Raw genomic sequence first — 20567 nt, forward strand, 5'->3', positions numbered from 1 at the left:
CTTCAAACTTATTTCAAAAAGCTTTTTAAAATAAGTTTGAAGAAATTTAATAGAGATGGATGAATAAATTTACTTAATTAATAAATTGAGTTGAATTTTTATCAGTCAATTCAGTTGAGTTTTTATCTGATTTAAGAGTAGCATTTAAATTAAATAGAGAACCTTTATATTGTGATACAGCTGTATTATTAGAAGCTTCTGACTTGTCATTATCAACTACACCTAAAGAAAGAAGCTTAGCTTTTAATTCCATCACTTCATCTTCTAGCTCAGCAACTTTACTGTGTAATTGTTGATTCTCAGTTTGTAGAAATTCTTGTTGACTAGCTAGTCGATCAACTATTTGTTTATTATTTAATTGAATATTGCTTAAATTAGAAAGAATATTGTTGAGTGCCGGCGTTACAGTCTTTGCTTGTTGAAAACGCTCCCAAGCTTCTTTAATAAAATCTAGAATCTCATAAGGTACTTCTTGAGCTTTTGCATATTCATAAATGTTTAAATATGAATCACTATCTTCATCATGTATTATCATATCTAATTTAACATTACCTTTTGTAATAAGGGTTTGGGCAATGTTGGTTTTTTTCGAAAGAATATGCTCAGGTCCATCAATAGCTTCTAACATTTTAGCTGTTTTTTATCAAAGATATAAGTCATGCCAATTTCTTCAGGTGTGTATTGCAGTCCTTCTATAGCTAAAAATTTATGTAATGGAGTGAGCCCTTTGCTGTTACGAATATTTGCATCAGCGTTATGTGCAATTAATAAATCTACTGCCTTTTCTTTTTTTCTTTCTACAGCACAGTGCAAAGGCGTGTTTTTATCTTCATCTTGTGTATTAACATTTGCGCCTTTGTTCAGAAGCATGGTCATAATATTAAGGAATTCATTAACAGACGCGTGATGTAAAGGGGTTTCGCTATCTTCTGTTGAGATGTTTGGGTTAGCGTTATTTTTAAGCAAAAAATTTACCATATCTTCCTGACTTTTTTTACAGCAGAAAAAAGTAATGTTCTACCCTCTCTATCCTGTTCATTCACATCATTTCCAGCTTGCAAATAAGCTTGTACAGTCTCTATACCTCCTCGCTTAGTTGCTTGAACAATATCGCGTGTTAATGGCATTTATAATCTCCAGTATTGTTATTTAATGATTAAAATAAGTTCTTTTTGCCCGCAATGTTAGCATGATGTGATTATTAAGCAATTAATTAACTAGATGAGTTATCTGCAATTTAATTAAGAGTAGGACAATGTGTAAATTATTGAAATTTACCTGACATAAATTATTCAAACAGTATATTATAATTTTGGAGATTAACGGTAAAAATAGTTTTTTGAGGCTGATTATAAGTTATCTATATCGAAGCGCAACCAAGAAAGTCTCAAAAAACATTCCGGCCTGTTGCAAAAGGTGAAGAAACGTTACACATTAAGCCTAACATGATCTAATCGGCAGCTTTTAACTCCGTTGTAATAACTCATGCAAGGTGTATTTAGGAATGAATTAATTCATTCGAATAACTCAATGATAGACAGCTTGATTTCACCTACTCATTTATTAAAAAAAGTTAACCAGAGTGTTAATTTTTCCTTTGTGAATGACTTAACTGCACCTTGTTATAGTCCCAATAATGGTAGGCCATCTATATCACCGAAGCTGTGTTTTCGTATGTTACTTATTAGTTATTTATTTTCCATACCGTCAAACCGGCGCCTGATAGAAGACGTAAAATACCATGTCAGTTATCGGTGGTTTTGCGGGTTAGCGTTGGATTCACCTCTACCAAGCCATTCTTCACTTAGTCGTTTTTTTAAGCGCTTATCGTTTAGTATATTTCAATCTTTTTTTAATGCTATCCTAAGCCAATGCCACCAAGCAGGCTTACTAAACAATAAAAGTGTGATGACAGATAGTACGTTGTTTCAAGCAAATGCTTCTCTTAATTCACTGGTACCCAAAGCCGGTCGTGAAGAGACAAATCAAGGCGAGAGAGGTGTTAAGCTTGTAAAACGAACCCTCTCTAATAAAACGCATCAAAGTAAAACAGATCCTGATGCGAGCTTAGCGTTTAAAAAGGGCGCGCCTCGTACCTTAAAATATAAAGCGCATGTCTGCACAACGAGCCAAAGTCGCGTTATTTTAGACATTAAAATAACCACAGGCGCTGTTCATGACTCAAAGCCTTACCTTGAGCAGCTTGATGCTATCAAATCAAGTTTAAACCATCATATTAATGAAGTTATCGCTGATCGCGCCTATGGTTCAAGGCATATTATCTCAACGCTTAAATCAAAGGGTATTACCACTTATATCCCTTTATTTAGTACCCGTAGCGGCGCCTCACAACAAACAGTTACACCAGGCTTTGATTATGATATAGATAAAGATATTTACCGCTGTCCTGCTAATTACGAACTTAAACCAGGTAAATTATTAGACAATGATTACACGTTGTATCATTCTAAGGCATGCCCATTTTGACTTATTTCAGCAGGTTACATGGGCTATGCAGACAACCTTATTCAAACAAAAACTAATAGAAAGACTCTCGCAAATTGAAAGTGTGATGAATGAGCTAAAAAACTATCATTGTCTGGCGAAGGCTCGATATCGAGGCATTAGTAACGTACAAATGCAAGCTTATATGCCAGCTATTGCTATCAATATTAAACGGTTAGGGTTTTTCATATCTCATTTCCATTTAATTATACGCTACCTTTTGCTACAGGCCGGGTCGTTTTCTAAGAATTAATTAGAGTAAAAAAACGGTGCAAGTATTTTTAAGGACTTAATAAATTTAAATAGTATCGCTTTATATTTATTTAGCATCTAAGTCAAACAAATTATCTCTTTCAGCCTACTTATGCTATTAAATATTGCATTATTATTAAATTATTTGCTCAATATATTGTCAAATTGTTTAGTTTGATTTATAATGGAGTTATTTTTTATCTAAATAAGAGTTTTATATCTAGGTAATTTATTAACTAATATTCAAGAGAAAATTAAAATGACATATTCAAAAACCAGATTTTTTATATGGGGCTTATTAGCTTCTAGTCGTTTTACGCCTACTGTACAAGAAAATACTAAAATTAGTGATGACGTTGATTATCCTTATAGCTCAATCTGTAACACGCATGGCTACTTTGCTAATGAAGTATTGCATGATAGCCCTAAGTTCCGCAAAGAATTTAATCAAGTTGGTCTACTTAGGTCTCAGTATGGCAAAGAAATTAAAAATAAGTTGGAGGTATTAGAAAATGATTTAATTGAGAAGGAGCATTCTTTATTTAAAGGCCATAAAGGTTTTGCACAAATAAAAAATTATTTTAAATCAGTTGCCGAAGCAGCTGAAATTGCTAAGATACGCAGAGATCATTCAAGCGGTTTTTGTGGTGAAGCAGCTGCAGCAAATATTGTAAATAGTTTATTAGAACAACTTCGTTCAGGTCAAAGAGAAACTATACAAGAAGTAACTATTTATTCAGCAGATAAAAGTATTAATCATGTTTTTGTTTTACATAACAGTCAACCTTTACAGAGTCAACGTATAAACAATCAACAGTTAAAAGACCTTTTAAGTAATATCACTTCTCCAAAACAAGGTAGCCCCATAATTTGTGATGAATTTGCTCACTTTCATGGATCAGCTGAGAAGTGGGCTGATAAATTTTTTAATGCAAAGACACATAATTATGGTCAAGGAAAGTATGTTTCTATGGAAGTTAAAGATTATTCTTTACCGTCGCTTCGGGATGGTTTTAATACTAAGCAAAGAAAATATATCAAAGAATCTCTAGAAAAATTACTATCTGAAGTTAAAGTTTGTGGTCAAGATGATAATCATGATCATTGTAGAAAACTTGAGCTCTAAAATGTAATGCATTTAGAGAAGAACAACTTTGAAGAAACTTATAGGCAGAAATTCCTTACATAATATTAAAATTACAAATGTTGATAAAAATTCAGCTTATCGCTAAGCCAATTATTTTATTTATCAATAGTAATGAACTCAGCAAATATTAAGAATACAAAAAGCCTCAAAATAATCTCCTAGGAATTTTACTCGGGTAAGCGTAATATTTATATCTGCTTCAAAATTATACGTTTGAGATAAGTAAAATACTAAATTATTATCATAAACGGTCTTTTTGCGAGATTAACTATTGAAAAGCCTAAGTCCTACTAGGATGAAAATTCTTTTTTGTTATCTGCTATATCCCTCTCATTGTCTATAATCACTTATAGGAGTAAATTAGATGACAAAACAGAAAAACTATTGGCCAGCCGAGTGGGATCAGAAGCTGGTTAAAACTCAGAATGCTATGGGCGTGATGTTTAAGGAATTATCTCCAGCCGCTTATTCTTTTGTGCAGTATGCAAAAATTGCGACACTGCCTTTATTAGATATTGGCGCTGCGTATGGCGTTGCTACTATTCCAGCTTTGAAAAATGGTGCGAAGGTCATTGCATGCGATTTAAGTGATGAACACTTATTGATTTTACGTCAATCGACTGATCAAGAATTTCTCTTCAATCTAGAAACCCTATCTAAAAAATATCCAGATGAATTGCATTTTGATAATAAAAGCTTAAGCGGGATTCTTATCTCTAATGTATTGCATTTTATGGATGGCGAATCAATTACCAATGGGCTACATAAATGCTTTAAATGGTTAAATCATGATGATAAATTGTTTGTTACTGTTATGACGCCTCATTTAAGCTTTTATTATCCTTTGATTCCAGATTATAAAACACGAGTGAGAGAAGGAGCTAAATGGCCTGGAATGTTTAATCCAAAATTGGTTGCTTCTGATAAATGGCGCGACAATTTACCGGATTTTGTTCACCTCTTTGAAATAGATACGCTTAAAAAAGTAATTAACCAAGCCGGTTTTGAAATTGAAAAAATTAAATACTTTTTTTATCAAAACTTTCCTGACGAACATCGAACAGATGGGAAAGAATTTATTAGCTTATGCGCAATAAAGCCATAACTGATGCCATATTTACAATACTAGGGAACACACTGCAAAACTAACTCACCATGAAAATGATTCATTTGAAATCAGAGAGATTTTTTAAACGCATGTAGAAATAACTAGCTAAATTCACTTAGTGTGCAACCATCTTATTTTTGCAACATATCCCTTTTAATTAACTAAATTTATCTTTTTAATGTTGCCTGGCTCTACCAGCATTAATCAATGAATAAAAGTATTTACTTTAAACGTCTTTACTTTTTTAAATCAAATCATGTGTTCAATATGCTTTATTTAGATTTAAAATTTGACCAAATAGTATAAAATATGATAACATCGTATAAATAAAATTTAGGCAACGTAATCAATAATTGTGTTAATTCGTTCTATATAAATTTAAGTTGTTCAACAGATATTTAAGGTATTATTATGAAATCAAAACAGGAAAAAATTAAGCTATTATTTTTCATGAGCTTAATATTATCAAGTCAGGTTGTAGCTAGTAATGTTCGTTCAAAGGATACTACCGATGATCAAGATAATGATAATCCTATGTCATACAACCCGGTCTGTAACACGCATGGCTTTTTTGCTAATAGGATTGTTGGCAATTATTGGGATAGTTCTGAGACTCACCAAAGATTTATGGAAGTATCTGCTATTAGAAGCCAGAATTTACCAAAAATGGATGAGAAGGCAAGTTTTATAGATAAGGAGCTTAGTAAAGTAAAAGATACTTTATTTGAAGGAAATAAGAATTTCGAGAATTTAAGGAAATATTTTAGGTTAGTTTCACGAGCAGTTGAGGCTGCTAAAATTCGCAGACAACTGTCTAGCGGATATTGTGGTGAAGCTGCTGCAGCAAGTATTGTAAATAGCTTACATGAACAGTTACTAACAGGTCATAGAGAAACGGTGCAAGAAATTCTCATTGTTGACGCAGATAAGAACATAAATCATGCCTTTGTTTTGTATAATGCTGAGCGGTTATCTAGTCAACGTATAGATAATAATAAGTTAAAGGAAATTCTAAATAATATTAAATCTGCAAACAAAGACAAGCCTATAATTTGTGATGAATTTGAACAATATTATGGTCTTGCTTCTAAATGGTATGAGAAGTTTTTTAATGCAGAGGATCATAATTTTGGCAAAGCCCAATATGTTGTTATGGAGGTTACAGAGTATACTCTACCGCCTCTTAACAAAGTATTTAACAATCCACAAAGAAAATTTTTAAAGCAGTTACTGATGGATTTATTATCAGAAGTCCCTGTTTGTAGTTTAACTGGAGATAGACAAGATTGTCCTAGTGACGTTAGTAATAATATTATAAGATTATCCTAGTTAGTTTAAACTAAGTATTTGATTTAACTTCTGAATAAATATTGGGTATTTTTATCGCACAATATTTATTAGACAAAAAAAAAGAGCCAAAGGTGCTTTATGGTTGCGCTCAGGTTACTTTAATGCATTAAGTACCTCTACGAGAGCAGACTTGGGCTTATTAAGCTATTTAAATTTATGAGATTAGAAGTAGTAAGCATTCAAAAACTTAGGTATTAGAATTACTAAAACTTTGTTTTTCTTTATCAGATGTCGACCTTATGAATCCATCAGATTCTGGCAATCTAATTAAAGTAGGTGAAATTAGGCTTTATCGTAAAAAGGGATGACTCATATATGTTACAACACCGTCTTTGCATTTAATAAAAAATTAACATTAATGTTTTATTAGATAAGCGTCTAATGACCAGCGGCCAGCTCCTACCATGAATAAATAACATGCCTCCATTAACATAGCCCAGTCTGTCCTTGATTCATGCAGGAAACTCCAAAAGCCATAGCGGTTAATTTCCCGCACCTGGAAAATCCACCAATCACTCCCTAGCAAAATAGGAATTTTTGTCGAAATAAAAGCCACAATCATAATAATAATTAGAGGTATTGCTGCAAGACGAGTGAATAATCCTAAAAGTATCAATGAACCACAAATTATTTCAAACCAACCAACGAAGGGGCCCATGATTTCATGGTATGGTATTCCAATTCCTAGAAACCGGCCAGCACCAAGCATTTCAGGGAATATTAGTTTTTGAATTCCTTCGGGTAAAAAAATCAATCCTACAGATAAACGAATTAAAATCACCCAGGGGGAAGCAGTACTACTCAATAAATAGTGAAATGGATTGCGATCCATGCAATAAATTCCTGTTCATGTTTTCTTTAGATAATAAGCTTAGATATTTTGAATAAGAATAGGAAGCTGCTAGGTAAGATAAAGCGCGCTGTATTAAATTTAGAAAAATACTACATTGGCTTTTCAGTCAAGATATCTTTTAATATTTCTAAATTATTTTGTCAGTGCTAATCGTTGTAGAGATTTACTTATAGCGACGTAATTTATTCCTCCCCGCATCAGAAAAACCGATGCGAGGATATTATCGGAATTTAATCCTCATCCTTAGAGATTGCACCGGTCATTGCATCAATCTTTATTTCAAACTCTTTATCTTGAGCATTTTTTCCTTTAACTTCCCATTGGCCATGGTCATATTCAACTTTTCGAATATCGGTATACCCTGCTTTTTCAGCTGCTGAAATTGCTTGTTGAATGCTAACTTTTGTTTGAATCGAAGTCGAAGCTGCAAAAAGAGTTGTACTTGCTAAAATCAGTGAAGCGAGCATCGCTATTTTTATTTTCATCTTTCCTTCCTCTGATATTATCAATAATTAAAATTAACATCCTAAATATCAAACATATATTTTATAATGTAATAATGGTAAGAAAGAAAGTACTAATTCAAAAATTACTGGGTTAATGCCGTTAAATACAATTTATTTAAAGAATTTTTAAATTTATTTGAATGTGATCAAATGCAAAAAAATATAAAAAAATTATTTTTAAGTATATTTATTGAGTTGTTGTAATGCATTAATTGATAGCTTTTATGATTTTTATTTTTAACGAGTAAGGCATATCGCTTTTCCTACCCGTACAGCTTTAAAAAGGGATGTAAGTCTGCATTAACACTTTAATAGTTCTTCCACATAAACTTTTAAGAATTATGGATTAAAAATAAATATAAGGAAAAATCAATGAAAGCTATCATATTACTTGGAACTTTAAAAAAAGATGGGTTGTCAAACACGGAAACCCTTTGTGATTTTTTCTCAGCACAGTTACATAAAAAAGGTGTTAAAAGCGAAGTTATAAGACTAGTTTCACATACTATCATGCCTGGTACTTATTCTACGAGCATGGGTAAAGAGGATCAATGGCCAACAATTTTGAATAAGATGATTAAAGCCCAAATCATTATTTTCGCAACACCTATTTGGTGGGGTGGACAATCCTCAGAAATACAAAGAGTCATTGAGCGATTAGATGGGCTCCATGATGAAATACTTTTGGGAAAAAAGTCTAAACTAGATGGAAAAGTTGGAGGAATTATCATTACTGGTGACTCAGATGGAGCCGAGCATATTATCGGTAATCTCAGCAACTTTTTTAATGCCGTAGGTATAATTCTACCGCCATATTCAACATTATCAGTTTTGTCGGAAAAGCAAAAGAAAGGGAGTAACGTAGATCGCTGCGAATTGATGCAAGAATATCATGAAAATTATAAAAAAAATGCTGATAAAATGATTAACCAAATATTGAAATATATTCCTTGCTTATAGGTTAGTGTTGTAGAAAATCTTCACTTTTAAAAAATATAAATTTTAGGTGAGATAAATATTGCTTTTAATCTATAAGTGGAATTCTTAAGTTACTGTTATTACGCAAGTGTAAATTATTTTTACAAAAATTAACTATAAATGATATTCACGCAGGTCAACTGTGGAAAATGAACTGGCATATACTACATTGACTCAAGTTGCTTACCTATTTGGGTGGTGTTTCAAAAACTATAAAAGTTTCATAAATATAAATTCAGGAGGCACTGTTGCAAAAACAAGTCTATAAGGATAATCGCTGATTTTGCGTAGTCCCTATGAGTTTTAAAAATCTATCAGACTTTGCCTTAATTAAGGATTAGTCTAGCATATTAAGTTGATTAAAATATTGCCATAAGTCTATTTTAATGACAAAATGCGCCGATTTAGATCCATTTATTGTAATTATGATAAAAAAAATAATAGCTATTATTTTAGGTTTAGGATATTCCCATATATGGGCAGCCACATATGTAAATTTGTACCAAGCACCATTAAGCCACCTAAATCAGTTTTCGTTGCTAAATCAACAAAAAACTTCATCAGCTATAGGCGTTAATGATTTAAAGCTGGTAAGCAGGACGCAGCAAGATAATATTATTATTACACGCTATCAGCAATTATATAAAAAAATTCCTATCATTGGTGCTCAAGTAACAGTAAGCAAAAATCCTAATGCCTCTATGCTGAATAAGGAACAAGTTAATGGACACTTATTCGAAGATATCCAGCTTGACACAAATCCAACCTTGAGTTCAAAACAAGCCATCTTATTGGCTAAGAAGTCATACGCTAATTCTCATCCCCTAAAAACTCAGTCTGACCATAGTGAATTACAAATCAGAGCAAATCGAAATAATCAACTACAATTGGTTTATTTGGTTTCTTTTAAAAGTATAGGGCCAGACAATAAGCCTGTGTGGCCTTTTTTCGTGATTGATGCAAAAACCGGGGAAATAAGCAAACAATGGAATAATATTCAAACTTATTCAGATGGTGGGCCAGGAGGCAATGAAAAAGTTCATGAGTACTGGTATGGAAAAGACGGCTTACCAACCTTAGAGGTCAAAGAAGCGGATGAGATTTGCACCTTGGAAGATGAAAAAGTTAGTTTAATCAATGTTAATGCAGAATGGGACTGGGAGTACCTTAATCAAACGCCAGTTAAATATACCTGTAATAATAATGTTGAAGATTATGTCAATGGTTCTTTTTCTGCAGGCAATGATGCTTACTATTTTGGACACACCATTATTAATCTCTTTAAGGATTGGTATGGGTTGAACGTTTTGCAAGATGAAAAGGGCCATGCTCAAAAACTCATTATGCGTGTTCACTTCGGTAAATCATTTGACAATGCATTTTGGGATGGACAAACGATGTCTTTTGGTGATGGCTATTATTTTTATCCTCTCGTTTCTTTAGATGTTGCTGGTCACGAAGTAGCGCATGGCTTTACTCAACAGCATGCCAATCTGGAATACCACGATGAGCCCGGTGCATTGAATGAGTCTTTTTCTGACATGGCGGCTCAAGCTTCCAAAGCCTATCTTCTAGATACAGTCCCTCAACTTTATAATAAAGCTTATTTGACACCCAACACAGTCACTTGGGGTATGGGGGAGACTTTAATAACGCCATCACTCCTTATAAAAGCTATACGTTTTATGGACCTACCATCATTAGATGGGTATTCTGCAGATTGCGTGGATAAAAAGATGGCTAGAAATCATCAAAGCATTTGTAGTATCAGTTACCCTGAGCTTTTAGTTCAGGCAGAGCTTGAATATCCAGATGATGAAGATGAAAAACAAAGTTTCATAGTTCATAGGGCCAGTGGAGTATTTAATAGAGCATTTTACCTAATGACTAAACAGCTTGGAATTAGAACAACGTTTCATATCATGATTATTGCAAATGCCAAATATTGGACACCTACTACTGATTTTAATGAAGGGGCTTGTGGTGTTATCTACGCTGCCCGAGATTTAAAAATAAACCCTGATATCGTTCAATCTAGTTTTAGAAAGGTTGGTATTGATATCAAACACTGTAGTCCTTAATCATTGCCTTTAAATGAGAATTATATCATGAAAAAACAATTACTTTTAATCAATTTAGGTTTGACTGTCGTTACATCAAGTTTTGCTTCATTACCTTTCACTTCAAATTTTTTTATCGATAAACTCAACCAATCTAAAGCTAGTGTGCAAAAAATCATGAAATCTCATGACGGTTATGCTGATTTTTCAGGTCATTGGGTCGGGACATGTGATAATGAGCCCGAAGAAGAACTAACCATGGTAATTAAGCAGAGTTCGGATTCATCATCAATTGAAATTGATAATAAAAAGATTTTAATTGATGCTATCTCTACTGATGCAGTAAATCAAAACTTCGAGACAGAAGGTAATATTACACATTATCGCTGGAATGAGGATGGTCAATCAATTCTAGGTACATTACTCCAATATTCTAAAACAGGTAATATGTCCAAGGGAGATATGAAAAGCTATGTAGGAAAATTTAGCCTTTCTAAGGATAATGAGAAACTCGTTATTAACTTTACATTTTCTGTTTTCACAGATGGGATTTTAAACAATAACATAACTTCCCGTTGTGTTTATAATAAGTCATGATATTACCTGGGCGTCTAAAAATTGTACGTTTACTTTACTTTTATTTTTCTCATAAATATCTGATGTCCCGTATGTACAATTAGCTTCTTAAAGGTGCGTACTGCTATTTATTTACTAAGTAGAGTGTACAATCTTGAGACGCCAGGGTAATAATTAAAATTTAACTTTTTCTTATGTTTAATAATATTTGCAACACCACCTAAAAAAATTAATTATGAAAAAAGATTGACTTCTTTGCCAACTCTTTAGGGAATAGCAAACAGCTTATGACATTAAAGGATTCGAAAGTATATATTTTATCAAAAACGTTCGTTTCTTGAGACTTGCGATTAATTTTATTTTAAAATATTAAATTTTTACCCTTAACGTGAGAACTTTTATGCTTCGCTATCTCAATAATACTCAAACATTAGATATTGATATTCCCAGTGACGTAACAAGAGAACAATTTTTTTTAGAACTATCTAGTAGTAAAGCAACCGCTATAAACGTTAATTTGAGATTTGACTCATGGGAAAAACAGAAAGATTTTTTTAATGATTTATTTGTTACTTTAAACCAAAACAAAAATATTCGTCGATTTAACTACTTAAGTCGTATAAGTTCCGAAGAATTATTTAGTGTATTAGCTGATGGTATTGGTCAAAGCAAATTCTTAACGGATATCGAGTTATATTGTGGAATTAATTCGAGTAAACTAGCCATTTCTTTACGAAATAATAGTGTGTTAAGCAAGCTTAAACTGGCTTGTTGCAATTTAGGTTATTTGGGCGCTCAAAAACTTGCTAGTGGAATTTTAGACAACACGTCTCTTACTGAATTAGACTTAACCAATACTGGAATTACGAATGATGATTCGGTTGTAATTGTACAAGCTTGTATTAGCCAAGGAAAAATTAGTGCATTATCTTTTAGAACAAATACGATTGAAAATACTCAGCTTGCAAAGATTATAGAACTTTTAGCTACTAACAAATCGCTAAAATATATAGACCTACAATTCACAAATATTGGTATTACAGAGATTGAAACCATTTGTAAATTAGTTAGCAAAGAACACTTTACAGAGGGGTTCGTTTTTGATCTTAGAAATAACCACATTACAAATGAAGGCGCTCAAATTATATTAGAAAAGATAAAGAGTGGTAATTATCCGCCTAATTTGTACATTGATTTAAGAAAGAATAAAATAGATGACGATTTATTAAATGAACTCACAGGGCAACTAGAAATAAATAAGGCAGCATTAGCTTGTACTGCTTTTCAGCAAGGTGCTAGACAAGAAAAATGTTTTATATCAAATCTACCACAAAAAATTTTGGAAGATATTTATCAGTTTTCATTTCCCTTCCCTAAAAGGAAAGAGGAAATGCAGAATTTTTCTAAAAATATAAATAAAGTCTGTAGTAATAGTCCATTAACCTTTTTTAATGACTCTCTTAAAACATGTAAGTTATCAGAGCTAGAGAAAAATGAAGAAGAAACATTAAGTATTTTGCCAAACAATTTTTAAGGTCGTAATGTAATGAACCATCCTACCTACTGAGTTGGCAAACATGTGTTACCAGCTTAATATTTAAATTGGAAAATTTGAAACTAAGTGGGAGATTCGATAATGAATATTAGCGCATGAGAGGTAGACATAGCCAAGAATTTTTTCAATTACATGGTGTTGATCGTTCTGGCAAGCGGCTATTGGAAAAAGGATTGAGCGAGAAAAGTTGTCTGCCTATATAGCTAATTTAGCTGTGTGTAGTATTGTTATGGAATCGTTTGGGGAGCTAATTATGGGGCTCGTGTATTTCAGTGCCATGGCCATCGGGTCAAATTAATTAGTCCTCAATTTGTAAAACCCTTTGTGAAACCCAATAAGAATGATGCTAATGATGTAGAGGCGATAGCTGAGGCAGCCAGTCGTTCGTCCATGCACTGTGTGCCGATTAAACAAATCGAGCAACAAGATATTCAATCATTACATCGAGTACGTAGTCGCTTAGTTAAGAATAGGACTACATTAATCAATGAGATTTGGGGATTAAATTTAGAATATGGCATAGCAATACCACAAGGGGCGTTAAAAGACACTTACGCGCAATCATTGATAAAAAAATGAGTTAACTGCTTGCTCACGCGAGTTGATGCAAGCACTCTATGAGAAGTTAATCGAGCTTGAAGAAAGGATCAAAAGGATAAATAAAAAAGTTAAACTGATTTGCAAGTAAAACGATTCATGCAGGCGTCTTTTGGCTATACCAGGTATTGGGTAATTAACAGCAACGGCCCTTGTTGCAGCGATCCCAAATGCTAATGAGTTTAAAAATGGTCGTCATATGGCAGCCTGGTTAAGATTAGTGCCCCGGCAGTTATCAAGCGGTAATAAGCAGGTGTTATTAAGCATTAGTAAACGTGGAGATAGGTATTTAAGCACCTTATTAATTCATGGTGCAAGAGCTGCACTTTGTTGGTGTAAAAATAGGGATAGCCAATATGGCGAATGGTTAACTCGCAAGAAAGAGACACTTAGTCTTAACAAAGCCGCTGGTGCACTTGCTAATCAAAACAGGTCATGAATTTAATAGCAATCAACAAAAGGCAGCTGCTTAATACTCAATGGTTAGCAGCTAACATTAACATCATAATCAGTATCACCAGTTTGCTTTAGTTAATTTTGATGATGGTTGATAGGTTAGACTAACTCTTTGAAACCCTGGTTTGCAACAGGCCACTTCCATGCCACGGCTGTGATGACGACAGAGAGGGCGGATTTTACATCAGAGCACAAGCTCCGCTACGACGCCGAATATTTGACTGCAATTAAATGACCTATTAAATCTTTATAAATTATTTTGCAATAAGGGATAGTTCATATATGTTGCAAATGATCTTGCCCCGTTTTGATAGACACAGTTATGCGACTTTTCTTAATTGACTTTCAAATAATTCTGGTGGAATGGATCCTAGCGTAGAATGTCTTCGAACACCATTCAATATATTGAAAAACATTCTGAGTAGCACTATGCCTTGTTAAATACCGCTCAGAATAAATTAATTCTGTTTTTAAAGTATGAGAGAAGCTTTCTGCAACACTATTATCCCAACAATTAGCTTTGCGGCTCATACTGCAAGTCATATTGTTAGCTTTAAGCAAAGCTTGGTAATCAAAAGAGCAATATTGACTACCCCTATCCAAGTGAAAAAGTACACCTTTAGGAAAACCTCGCCTGAATAAAGCCATCATTAACGCATCGCGTACAAGCTGCTTGGACATAGTGGGTTGCATTGACCAGCCAATTACAGCTTGGGAATAAAGATCAATTACAACTGCTAAATACATCCAGCCTTCCTCAGTCCAGATATAACTGATATCGCCTACCCATTTTTGGTTAGGTGCTGTTGCTTTAAATTGCGGTTTAATAAATTAGGTACAACGGGCAAGGCGTGCTTTGAATCTGTCGTAACCTTAAATTTTTTCTTAGCTTTTGCTCGCAATCCTAAACTATTCATGCGTTTAGCAACTCGCTTTTTGCTACAGCATTCACCATTATTACGCAGTTCATCGGTTATACGCAAAGCACCATAAGGACCTTTATGAGCTGTAAAAATAGCTCTTATCTTTTCATCTCATCGTTCGTTACTAATCTTACGTGGGCCTGGTTTTCTTTTAAGCCCAGCATAATAACCACTACGTCCTATTGAAAACATTTGGCACATCCTCTTAATACTAAAATTAGAATCATTACACCTAATGAATTCGTACTTTACCTCTGGTGAGCAGCAAAGTACGCCGCTGCCTTTTTTAGAATTTCTTTCTAACGATAGAAAGTTCTTTTTGTAGGCGACGATTTTCTTCAATTAATATCGCCATATCCTTAGCTTCAATAACATTTACTCTACCTAAATGATCTGTTTTCTTTAGCTTATTTATCCAACTATGAAGTGTGGCTGAGGGTATACCTAATTCTTTGGCTGTATGGCCTAGTGATGGTGATTTTAAGGCTAAAGTATTTGCTTCTTGTTTAAAGTCTTTTGTATATTTTCTTATCGATCTTGTCATTAATAATTCCCCTTGCGATTGACTCGTAATTACTTGTCTACTAAAGTGGGACAAGATCACTTATGCTATATTTACAATACCAACGCACACATTACAAATTACTTCCCATGAAAATGGTACCATTTAAATTCAATTAAATTTTTAGTACTTATAGTTCAAACTCAAAATCGATCAGGTATACTACAACTTAATTTTTTCAATAGGACCAATTTTTGTGTTATAGCGCAACTTACGGAGCACAAAGCCATATTGCAAATAGTCTTATTTCTCAAACCAGAAATTTTGACACGAATTGGGTCGATACTCCTAATATTCTGAAATATGAGCATTATAACGATACTATAAGGAGATAAAGCCATGCCTCTGCCAAATAAGACTTTACAATATGACCAATTAATTCTGAAAAGCGCTGGAGAATCGGTGCATATCTCAGGTCATGATTTTTTCAAGGTCGAATTTATTGATACAGATGGTGAAGTAAAAAAAGGATTTTATAAGCCTCTTTCGTTTTCCTACCCTTACCCCGCGATCTTAGTGCCATGCTCACTTGCTAGTATAGTTTTTATGGGTATGGTAACTGATCGTGTCGCTGAAAAAAGATTAGTCTTAAATGAAAGAGATAATATTATTGGAACTGTATCAATCGCCATTCCAGATTTTAAGCCTCAAGCCTGGTTTAATCGCGAAAAAATAGCACAAGAATATCATCAAGTTTGGCGTGATTCATCTATTTTCTTAATTAATGACATTTTATCAGATGCTAAGCGACTCTCTATAGAGATAATAGATGAATTACGTATTACACCTGTTACTATTTCACAAACAGACAATATAAAATTAACAAAAACATTTCAGTTCTTAGAAGAAGATGACTTCGATATTAAGTCAATTGCTATTGATTGTGATAAAAATAATAGCATTTTGCTAGGCTTGAAAGATTTAATTCAGTTTAGAGCTGCCCTGAAAGATGCTGCTTCCAATTATTACAAATTGGAAAAAGATAAGCTCACTACTGAAAAAAACCAAGAGTTTTGTCAGTTGGTTTTAACCGCTATTAAGAACCATGAAACAAACATGCACACCCATTTTTTGGGTACCCAATGGTTTGAAAAATTTAGTGAGCTGATAAGCAAAAGCATGAAGTTCTATGGTCGCTGTAATTTTCAAAGACATTTAAGCGCTCCAGTTAAAGATTTAAGTGACTTAGTCAGACAATTTCCAGAGAAAATTGATTTATTCATTCAATATATAGTTAATAATCCAAAAGAATTTGAGCAAATGATTACTGATGAATTAGATATCCTGGCGCTAGCCAATCAATCACTAACAGGGGCACAAATATTAATTCGATATATAGTCAATAATCCAAATGAGTTTACAAGAGTCATAAAAAATACTAATTTTTTTCCCCACCTTGCTAAAGCATTTCCTACGATGACTGGGGTATTTAGACAGAAAAATGTTAAAGACGCTTTAAAAGCAATACCGCTGATAAAGCAATCCTATACGATAGGTGCAACACGGGGCTTATTTTTTGCTAGCCATCACTTACCAGAAGTACCCTATGATATAAGTAAATATATGGTTTCATTTTTCAATCATAAATCTGGGCATCATTTGGCTTTAACTTGTAAAAGGGCATATGAGGCAGCTAATGAGGAAAGAAATAAAACATTTAATGAATTGCCTAACGCATCGAATATTAATTACTCATAATATTTAATGAAATTTTTTAATTGATAAATGAAAAATTAAAAAATTAAGTATTTGATAATTTTAAGAGGTTAAATACAATATAAAATTGGCTTAGAAGTATTAAGTACTTTACAGACATCAGCAATGGCTAAAGCTTTATTTTGAACATTCTTTTAGCGTCTTGAATTTTGTAAGTCTTTATGTCGTCCTCCTTTTCTACCGCGAGCTTGCGCAGCTGAAGGCCTTGAGTTTAATAGCCAAATGTCAGAGGTTTTCATTTTGGCTGTATCTACGCAAATATCTATTGTTTTCTCAACAATCATAAGATTAAATTCACTGTTGAAGAGGATGATGAAGGCAATAAATTACATGGACATATCGTAGATGAATCAGGATTTATAGCTAGATTAATAAATGACTAATTCATTAAGAAAATATTTTATTCATATTGATACAGACTTGTAGAAGATTTTTAATAGTAAAAGTCCTATCTACGCATATATCGACTATATACTGGCTTACGCATGTTATAATTTTTGAGACAAAGCCCTTTTTTGCTATAAAGTCACACTAATTAAGTGACGCCACTTGAAATCTGATAGATTTTTAAAACTCATTAAAAGTACTAGCTAAATCCTTTTAGTATACAGCCATTTTATTTTTGCAACACCACCGAGAGAAAATAAGCCGGGATTGCTAACGTTTGAGGGCTGGATTTTGCAAGCTTTGCTACCTAAATTACCTCTAAGATGCATGATTATTATGGATAATACTACGTTTCATAAAGCATTATTGGTTAGAGCCATAATTGAAAAGGATGGTCGTATACTGGAGTTTTTACATCTTTTTTCATCGGACGAACATAACTGGGCACAAGCTAAAGCTATTCGAAGAGTTCATCATGCCCCATTGATGAACCCTTTCAGTGTCAGTTTTTATACACCTTTTATAAAGGCTTAGTTATATAACATTCTAACCACACAAGTTAAGTAAAAATAATAATCTTTTAGTGCAAAATTAAATCAATTATGATAGAATAATAAAAGTTGTTCAATTGTATCTAAGCCTGTGATTGAGGAGTTTACGCTTATGCGCAGTCATTATGAGAGTAGTGATCAGACAAAACGACTTATTATAGAAAATAATATTATTGTGGGTTATCAATATCGAAGTAAAAAAGGCTTATGGGAAAACACCACTGAAGTTGATAAATTTCTTGTGTTACAGGGCTTTTATTTAAAGAGTAAAGGATTTGATTTTACAGTTAAATATAATAAAGACGGTAATCAGCGTGTTATTATTCAGAATAATCAGATTGTAAGTTATCAGTATCGAAAAAACAGTAATGCTGAATGGCAGGTTGCTGGAAGTAATGATTTTCATCGTTTTAAAGGATTAGAGAATTATCTTTTAACGACTAATCAAATAACTTTAACCTCAGCAAGGCATCATGCAAATAATATAAATAATTTTCAACCTCAATCTAATTTTGGCCTACCTAGTAGTCAACAAGCTAAAAGCACACCAAGTAATGCTCCTATTGCAATCCAACCGGTGAAACAGGCTCAAGATGCACGAAATAATCCCCCTAGGAGCTTATTTTTTAACCATGAAGAGGATAATACTCCTTATAAGATTGATAAAATAAGGGGACGCTTATTAAGGCATGATGAACGCCCAAGAGTCTTAGACTCGTACTTAGCTAAATCATATACTCCCCAAAATAAAGCAGAGGCTGCTACTATTTTAACCGAATTTTCAATTAAAAATGTAATGCAAAATATTGGCACTGAAACCAAAGTACAAATGGTTAATAATAATCAACGTGGTGCTACCCAAGATGGAAAAAGAAGCCATGATGATAGTGCACTTAAGATAATATTTAAGTCACAAGCAGAGGCTAAGCAGTTTGTTAAAGAGCTTTATGAAAGGCATGGCATACATAGCCATACTTTTGGCCAAGGTTATATGAAAACGCCACAAGGTAGAGACGGAAATATCGTATTTTTGACCAAGGATGATTTGAAAAAAATTGTAAAAAATGCCGATATATCAAATATAGCTGATGCTGGTAATGTTGCTTATGATGCCTTAAAGACAAGTTTAACTTTATCTGATACTAATCAAGCTACAAACGATGTAAGAAAAGCCCCAAGACCAACTAATTTTTAATTTTAGTCTGAATATAAGCAAGGAATAGGGCTTTAATGTAGCATCTGTATTCCAAAACAAGTATTTTTAAGCTATTTAACTATTACTACGGTTTTTTCTTATAGAAGCTAATGATTTTATCGGGGTTAAATTGAATTTTTGTCAAATAATAGCAAATGTTTATAGTCAATTCTTCCATGGTTTTTAATACTCTGGTGTGATTGCAGTTCGCCTTAACATCTTTGTTTACTAATTCCTGCGGATTGAGTTCAGGGCTATAAGTAGGCAAAAAAAATTTCAATGTCTCCTTTAAACTGATTAACATAACGCTGTATTTTTTTACTGTGATTCACTCTTTAAGGTTATCTACAGAATTCACCAATTTGAAAACTATTTAATTTCATAGTGTAACCCTATTGCTGTAAAACTAGTGTACAATAATTTGAATTCCATCCAATTCCATCATAATAATTCAGGCAGGCAAGCTTGAGATATATTGACTCAACCCTGCGCGCTCTATATAGATAACTAATTACTTATATTTAGTTCTAAATGAAGCATAAATTTAAAAAATATCCTCCTCAAAAGCCTTTTAAAATGCATCAGTACTTTAACTTAGGTAAACAATAGTTTTCTTCTTTATCCAACTCAAAACTAGGTTGAACAAACGAGAATAAATAATTATTTATTTCTTGTGGCAAGAGATTGAAAGGGGAATGTTCAACTTTTTTATGACCTTGAGAAAAGAAAGTTATGCGTGTATTAAGTAAGGTTGCTGCATCTGTCATAAGTGCTTTAAGCGTTTCATTTTTTTGATTAAGGTACTCATGATTAAGGATGAGACTAAGCGGATGATTAGGGTTAGTTTTTAATTGTTTTAAAAAAACAAGGCTCGTGCCTTGAGGTGAATTTTTAAGCTGGGTTATGATTTCATTTTTAGCAACATAAAAACTTAAAAAATCGAGAGTAAAGTCTTTTGTAAAAGGCTGACCAGCCACTAAGTCATCCCAAATGACATCCAAGACTTCTAAGGCTAATTTTTTATTAGAACTTATTGTATATAAAGAAGGCGTTTTAATCCCTTTCCGATGAGCGCATTCAAGTAGATGAATGGCTTTTGGTAAATTGACGGGCCCACCTAATCCGTCTCTATGCATATAAGCTCGATTGCTCATGGCATGCGCATTGCCAATTTCAATGGCTCGCTATAAAAGAGCAATGGCTTTTTTATAATCATGTCGGTTATCAATATCGCAGTTATATAACATTGCTGGCCGCGTTGCAAATACTATCAAGCGTAAGAAAAGTTAA

General features: G+C 33.2%; 24 protein-coding genes and 1 pseudogene. 14 read left to right on the forward strand and 11 right to left on the reverse strand.

The window, feature by feature from the left end; all coding sequences use genetic code 11:
* Positions 1-73: 73 nt before the first annotated feature.
* The 3 genes from E1P04_RS16275 to E1P04_RS16285 are packed head-to-tail and all read right to left on the reverse strand — an operon-like array spanning position 74 to position 1127.
* Positions 74-628, reverse strand: a complete 555-nt coding sequence (locus E1P04_RS16275; protein ID WP_131783933.1) for a hypothetical protein — start codon at positions 626-628, stop codon at positions 74-76.
* Positions 622-978, reverse strand: a complete 357-nt coding sequence (locus E1P04_RS16280) for an ankyrin repeat domain-containing protein (protein ID WP_131783934.1) — start codon at positions 976-978, stop codon at positions 622-624. The genes E1P04_RS16275 and E1P04_RS16280 overlap by 7 nt, the downstream gene beginning before the upstream one ends.
* Positions 972-1127, reverse strand: a complete 156-nt coding sequence (locus tag E1P04_RS16285) for an ankyrin repeat domain-containing protein (protein ID WP_131783935.1) — start codon at positions 1125-1127, stop codon at positions 972-974. Before E1P04_RS16285 ends, E1P04_RS16280 begins: the two co-directional genes overlap by 7 nt.
* A 403-nt stretch (positions 1128-1530) precedes the next feature.
* Here E1P04_RS16285 and E1P04_RS16290 point away from each other — a divergent pair, with 403 nt between their 5' ends.
* From E1P04_RS16290 to E1P04_RS16305, 5 genes are all read left to right on the forward strand, one after another.
* A complete protein-coding gene (locus E1P04_RS16290) occupies positions 1531-2487 on the forward strand; it encodes a transposase (protein WP_427853548.1) in 957 nt (318 codons plus the stop codon).
* Positions 2447-2758 carry a transposase gene (locus tag E1P04_RS18445; RefSeq protein WP_427853550.1) on the forward strand — a complete coding sequence of 104 codons (312 nt, stop codon included), beginning with the start codon at positions 2447-2449 and terminating at the stop codon, positions 2756-2758. Before E1P04_RS16290 ends, E1P04_RS18445 begins: the two co-directional genes overlap by 41 nt.
* A gap of 258 nt (positions 2759-3016) precedes the next feature.
* On the forward strand, positions 3017-3883 hold the full coding sequence (locus E1P04_RS16295; RefSeq protein WP_131783936.1) for a hypothetical protein: 867 nt from the start codon (positions 3017-3019) through the stop codon (positions 3881-3883).
* A 385-nt stretch (positions 3884-4268) separates the two neighbouring features.
* Entirely contained in the window at positions 4269-5009 is a 741-nt protein-coding gene (locus E1P04_RS16300) for a class I SAM-dependent methyltransferase (RefSeq protein WP_131783937.1), read from the forward strand.
* Positions 5010-5423: 414 nt separating this feature from the next.
* On the forward strand, positions 5424-6341 hold the full coding sequence (locus E1P04_RS16305) for a hypothetical protein (RefSeq protein WP_131783938.1): 918 nt from the start codon (positions 5424-5426) through the stop codon (positions 6339-6341).
* 376 nt (positions 6342-6717) lie between these two features.
* Here the strand turns inward: E1P04_RS16305 and E1P04_RS16310 are convergent, their stop codons facing one another.
* Together E1P04_RS16310 and E1P04_RS16315 are read right to left on the reverse strand one after the other, a co-directional pair.
* Complete coding sequence (locus tag E1P04_RS16310) at positions 6718-7194, reverse strand: DoxX family protein (RefSeq protein ID WP_131783939.1); 477 nt, start codon at positions 7192-7194, stop codon at positions 6718-6720.
* A 251-nt stretch (positions 7195-7445) separates the two neighbouring features.
* Positions 7446-7700, reverse strand: a complete 255-nt coding sequence (locus E1P04_RS16315; RefSeq protein ID WP_131783940.1) for a PepSY domain-containing protein — start codon at positions 7698-7700, stop codon at positions 7446-7448.
* A gap of 393 nt (positions 7701-8093) precedes the next feature.
* On the opposite strand from E1P04_RS16315, the gene E1P04_RS16320 reads away from it, so the two are divergent.
* From E1P04_RS16320 to E1P04_RS16345, 6 genes and pseudogenes are all read left to right on the forward strand, one after another.
* Positions 8094-8681: a flavodoxin family protein gene (locus E1P04_RS16320; RefSeq protein WP_131783941.1), complete on the forward strand. Its 588-nt coding sequence runs from the start codon at positions 8094-8096 to the stop codon at positions 8679-8681.
* Positions 8682-9124: 443 nt separating this feature from the next.
* On the forward strand, positions 9125-10780 hold the full coding sequence (locus E1P04_RS16325) for a M4 family metallopeptidase (RefSeq protein ID WP_131783954.1): 1656 nt from the start codon (positions 9125-9127) through the stop codon (positions 10778-10780).
* A gap of 3 nt (positions 10781-10783) precedes the next feature.
* Positions 10784-11356 carry a hypothetical protein gene (locus E1P04_RS16330; RefSeq protein WP_131783942.1) on the forward strand — a complete coding sequence of 191 codons (573 nt, stop codon included), beginning with the start codon at positions 10784-10786 and terminating at the stop codon, positions 11354-11356.
* Positions 11357-11723: 367 nt separating this feature from the next.
* The gene (locus tag E1P04_RS16335; protein WP_131783943.1) at positions 11724-12869 is read left to right on the forward strand and encodes a leucine-rich repeat domain-containing protein; all 1146 of its coding nucleotides are present in this window, start codon (positions 11724-11726) and stop codon (positions 12867-12869) included.
* Positions 12870-13124: 255 nt separating this feature from the next.
* Complete coding sequence (locus E1P04_RS16340) at positions 13125-13469, forward strand: IS110 family transposase (RefSeq protein ID WP_131783944.1); 345 nt, start codon at positions 13125-13127, stop codon at positions 13467-13469.
* Positions 13470-13638: 169 nt separating this feature from the next.
* Positions 13639-13926 (forward strand): annotated as a pseudogene (locus E1P04_RS16345) (transposase); the annotation flags it as partial.
* A gap of 362 nt (positions 13927-14288) precedes the next feature.
* Here the strand turns inward: E1P04_RS16345 and E1P04_RS16350 are convergent.
* The 3 genes from E1P04_RS16350 to E1P04_RS16360 all read right to left on the reverse strand — a co-directional run bounded on the left by E1P04_RS16350 (position 14289) and on the right by E1P04_RS16360 (position 15410).
* Positions 14289-14771: an IS3 family transposase gene (locus tag E1P04_RS16350; RefSeq protein ID WP_131783946.1), complete on the reverse strand. Its 483-nt coding sequence runs from the start codon at positions 14769-14771 to the stop codon at positions 14289-14291.
* On the reverse strand, positions 14726-14968 hold the full coding sequence (locus E1P04_RS16355; RefSeq protein WP_131783947.1) for an IS3 family transposase: 243 nt from the start codon (positions 14966-14968) through the stop codon (positions 14726-14728). Before E1P04_RS16355 ends, E1P04_RS16350 begins: the two co-directional genes overlap by 46 nt.
* Before the next feature lie 184 nt (positions 14969-15152).
* Entirely contained in the window at positions 15153-15410 is a 258-nt protein-coding gene (locus E1P04_RS16360) for a transposase (RefSeq protein ID WP_131783948.1), read from the reverse strand.
* Between the two features lie 357 nt (positions 15411-15767).
* On the opposite strand from E1P04_RS16360, the gene E1P04_RS16365 reads away from it, so the two are divergent.
* Positions 15768-17126, forward strand: a complete 1359-nt coding sequence (locus E1P04_RS16365) for a hypothetical protein (RefSeq protein ID WP_131783949.1) — start codon at positions 15768-15770, stop codon at positions 17124-17126.
* Positions 17127-17278: 152 nt separating this feature from the next.
* On the opposite strand, the gene E1P04_RS17765 is transcribed toward E1P04_RS16365, so the two are convergent.
* A complete protein-coding gene (locus tag E1P04_RS17765) occupies positions 17279-17428 on the reverse strand; it encodes a hypothetical protein (RefSeq protein ID WP_165482832.1) in 150 nt (49 codons plus the stop codon).
* A 439-nt stretch (positions 17429-17867) separates the two neighbouring features.
* Here E1P04_RS17765 and E1P04_RS16370 point away from each other — a divergent pair, with 439 nt between their 5' ends.
* Both E1P04_RS16370 and E1P04_RS16375 read left to right on the forward strand, forming a co-directional pair.
* Positions 17868-18065: a hypothetical protein gene (locus tag E1P04_RS16370; protein ID WP_131783950.1), complete on the forward strand. Its 198-nt coding sequence runs from the start codon at positions 17868-17870 to the stop codon at positions 18063-18065.
* Between the two features lie 129 nt (positions 18066-18194).
* Positions 18195-19277, forward strand: coding sequence for a hypothetical protein (locus E1P04_RS16375; RefSeq protein WP_131783951.1), 1083 nt, complete (start codon positions 18195-18197; stop codon positions 19275-19277).
* An 85-nt stretch (positions 19278-19362) separates the two neighbouring features.
* On the opposite strand, the gene E1P04_RS18450 is transcribed toward E1P04_RS16375, so the two are convergent.
* Positions 19363-19581 (reverse strand): transposase, encoded by a 219-nt coding sequence (locus E1P04_RS18450; RefSeq protein ID WP_131783952.1) that lies wholly within the window; start codon positions 19579-19581, stop codon positions 19363-19365.
* Between the two features lie 277 nt (positions 19582-19858).
* Positions 19859-20431: an SEL1-like repeat protein gene (locus E1P04_RS16385; protein WP_131783953.1), complete on the reverse strand. Its 573-nt coding sequence runs from the start codon at positions 20429-20431 to the stop codon at positions 19859-19861.
* Positions 20432-20567 lie beyond the last annotated feature (136 nt).

Source organism: Legionella gresilensis (genome assembly GCF_900639865.1).
GTDB classification, from domain to species: Bacteria; Pseudomonadota; Gammaproteobacteria; order Legionellales; family Legionellaceae; genus Legionella_C; species Legionella_C gresilensis.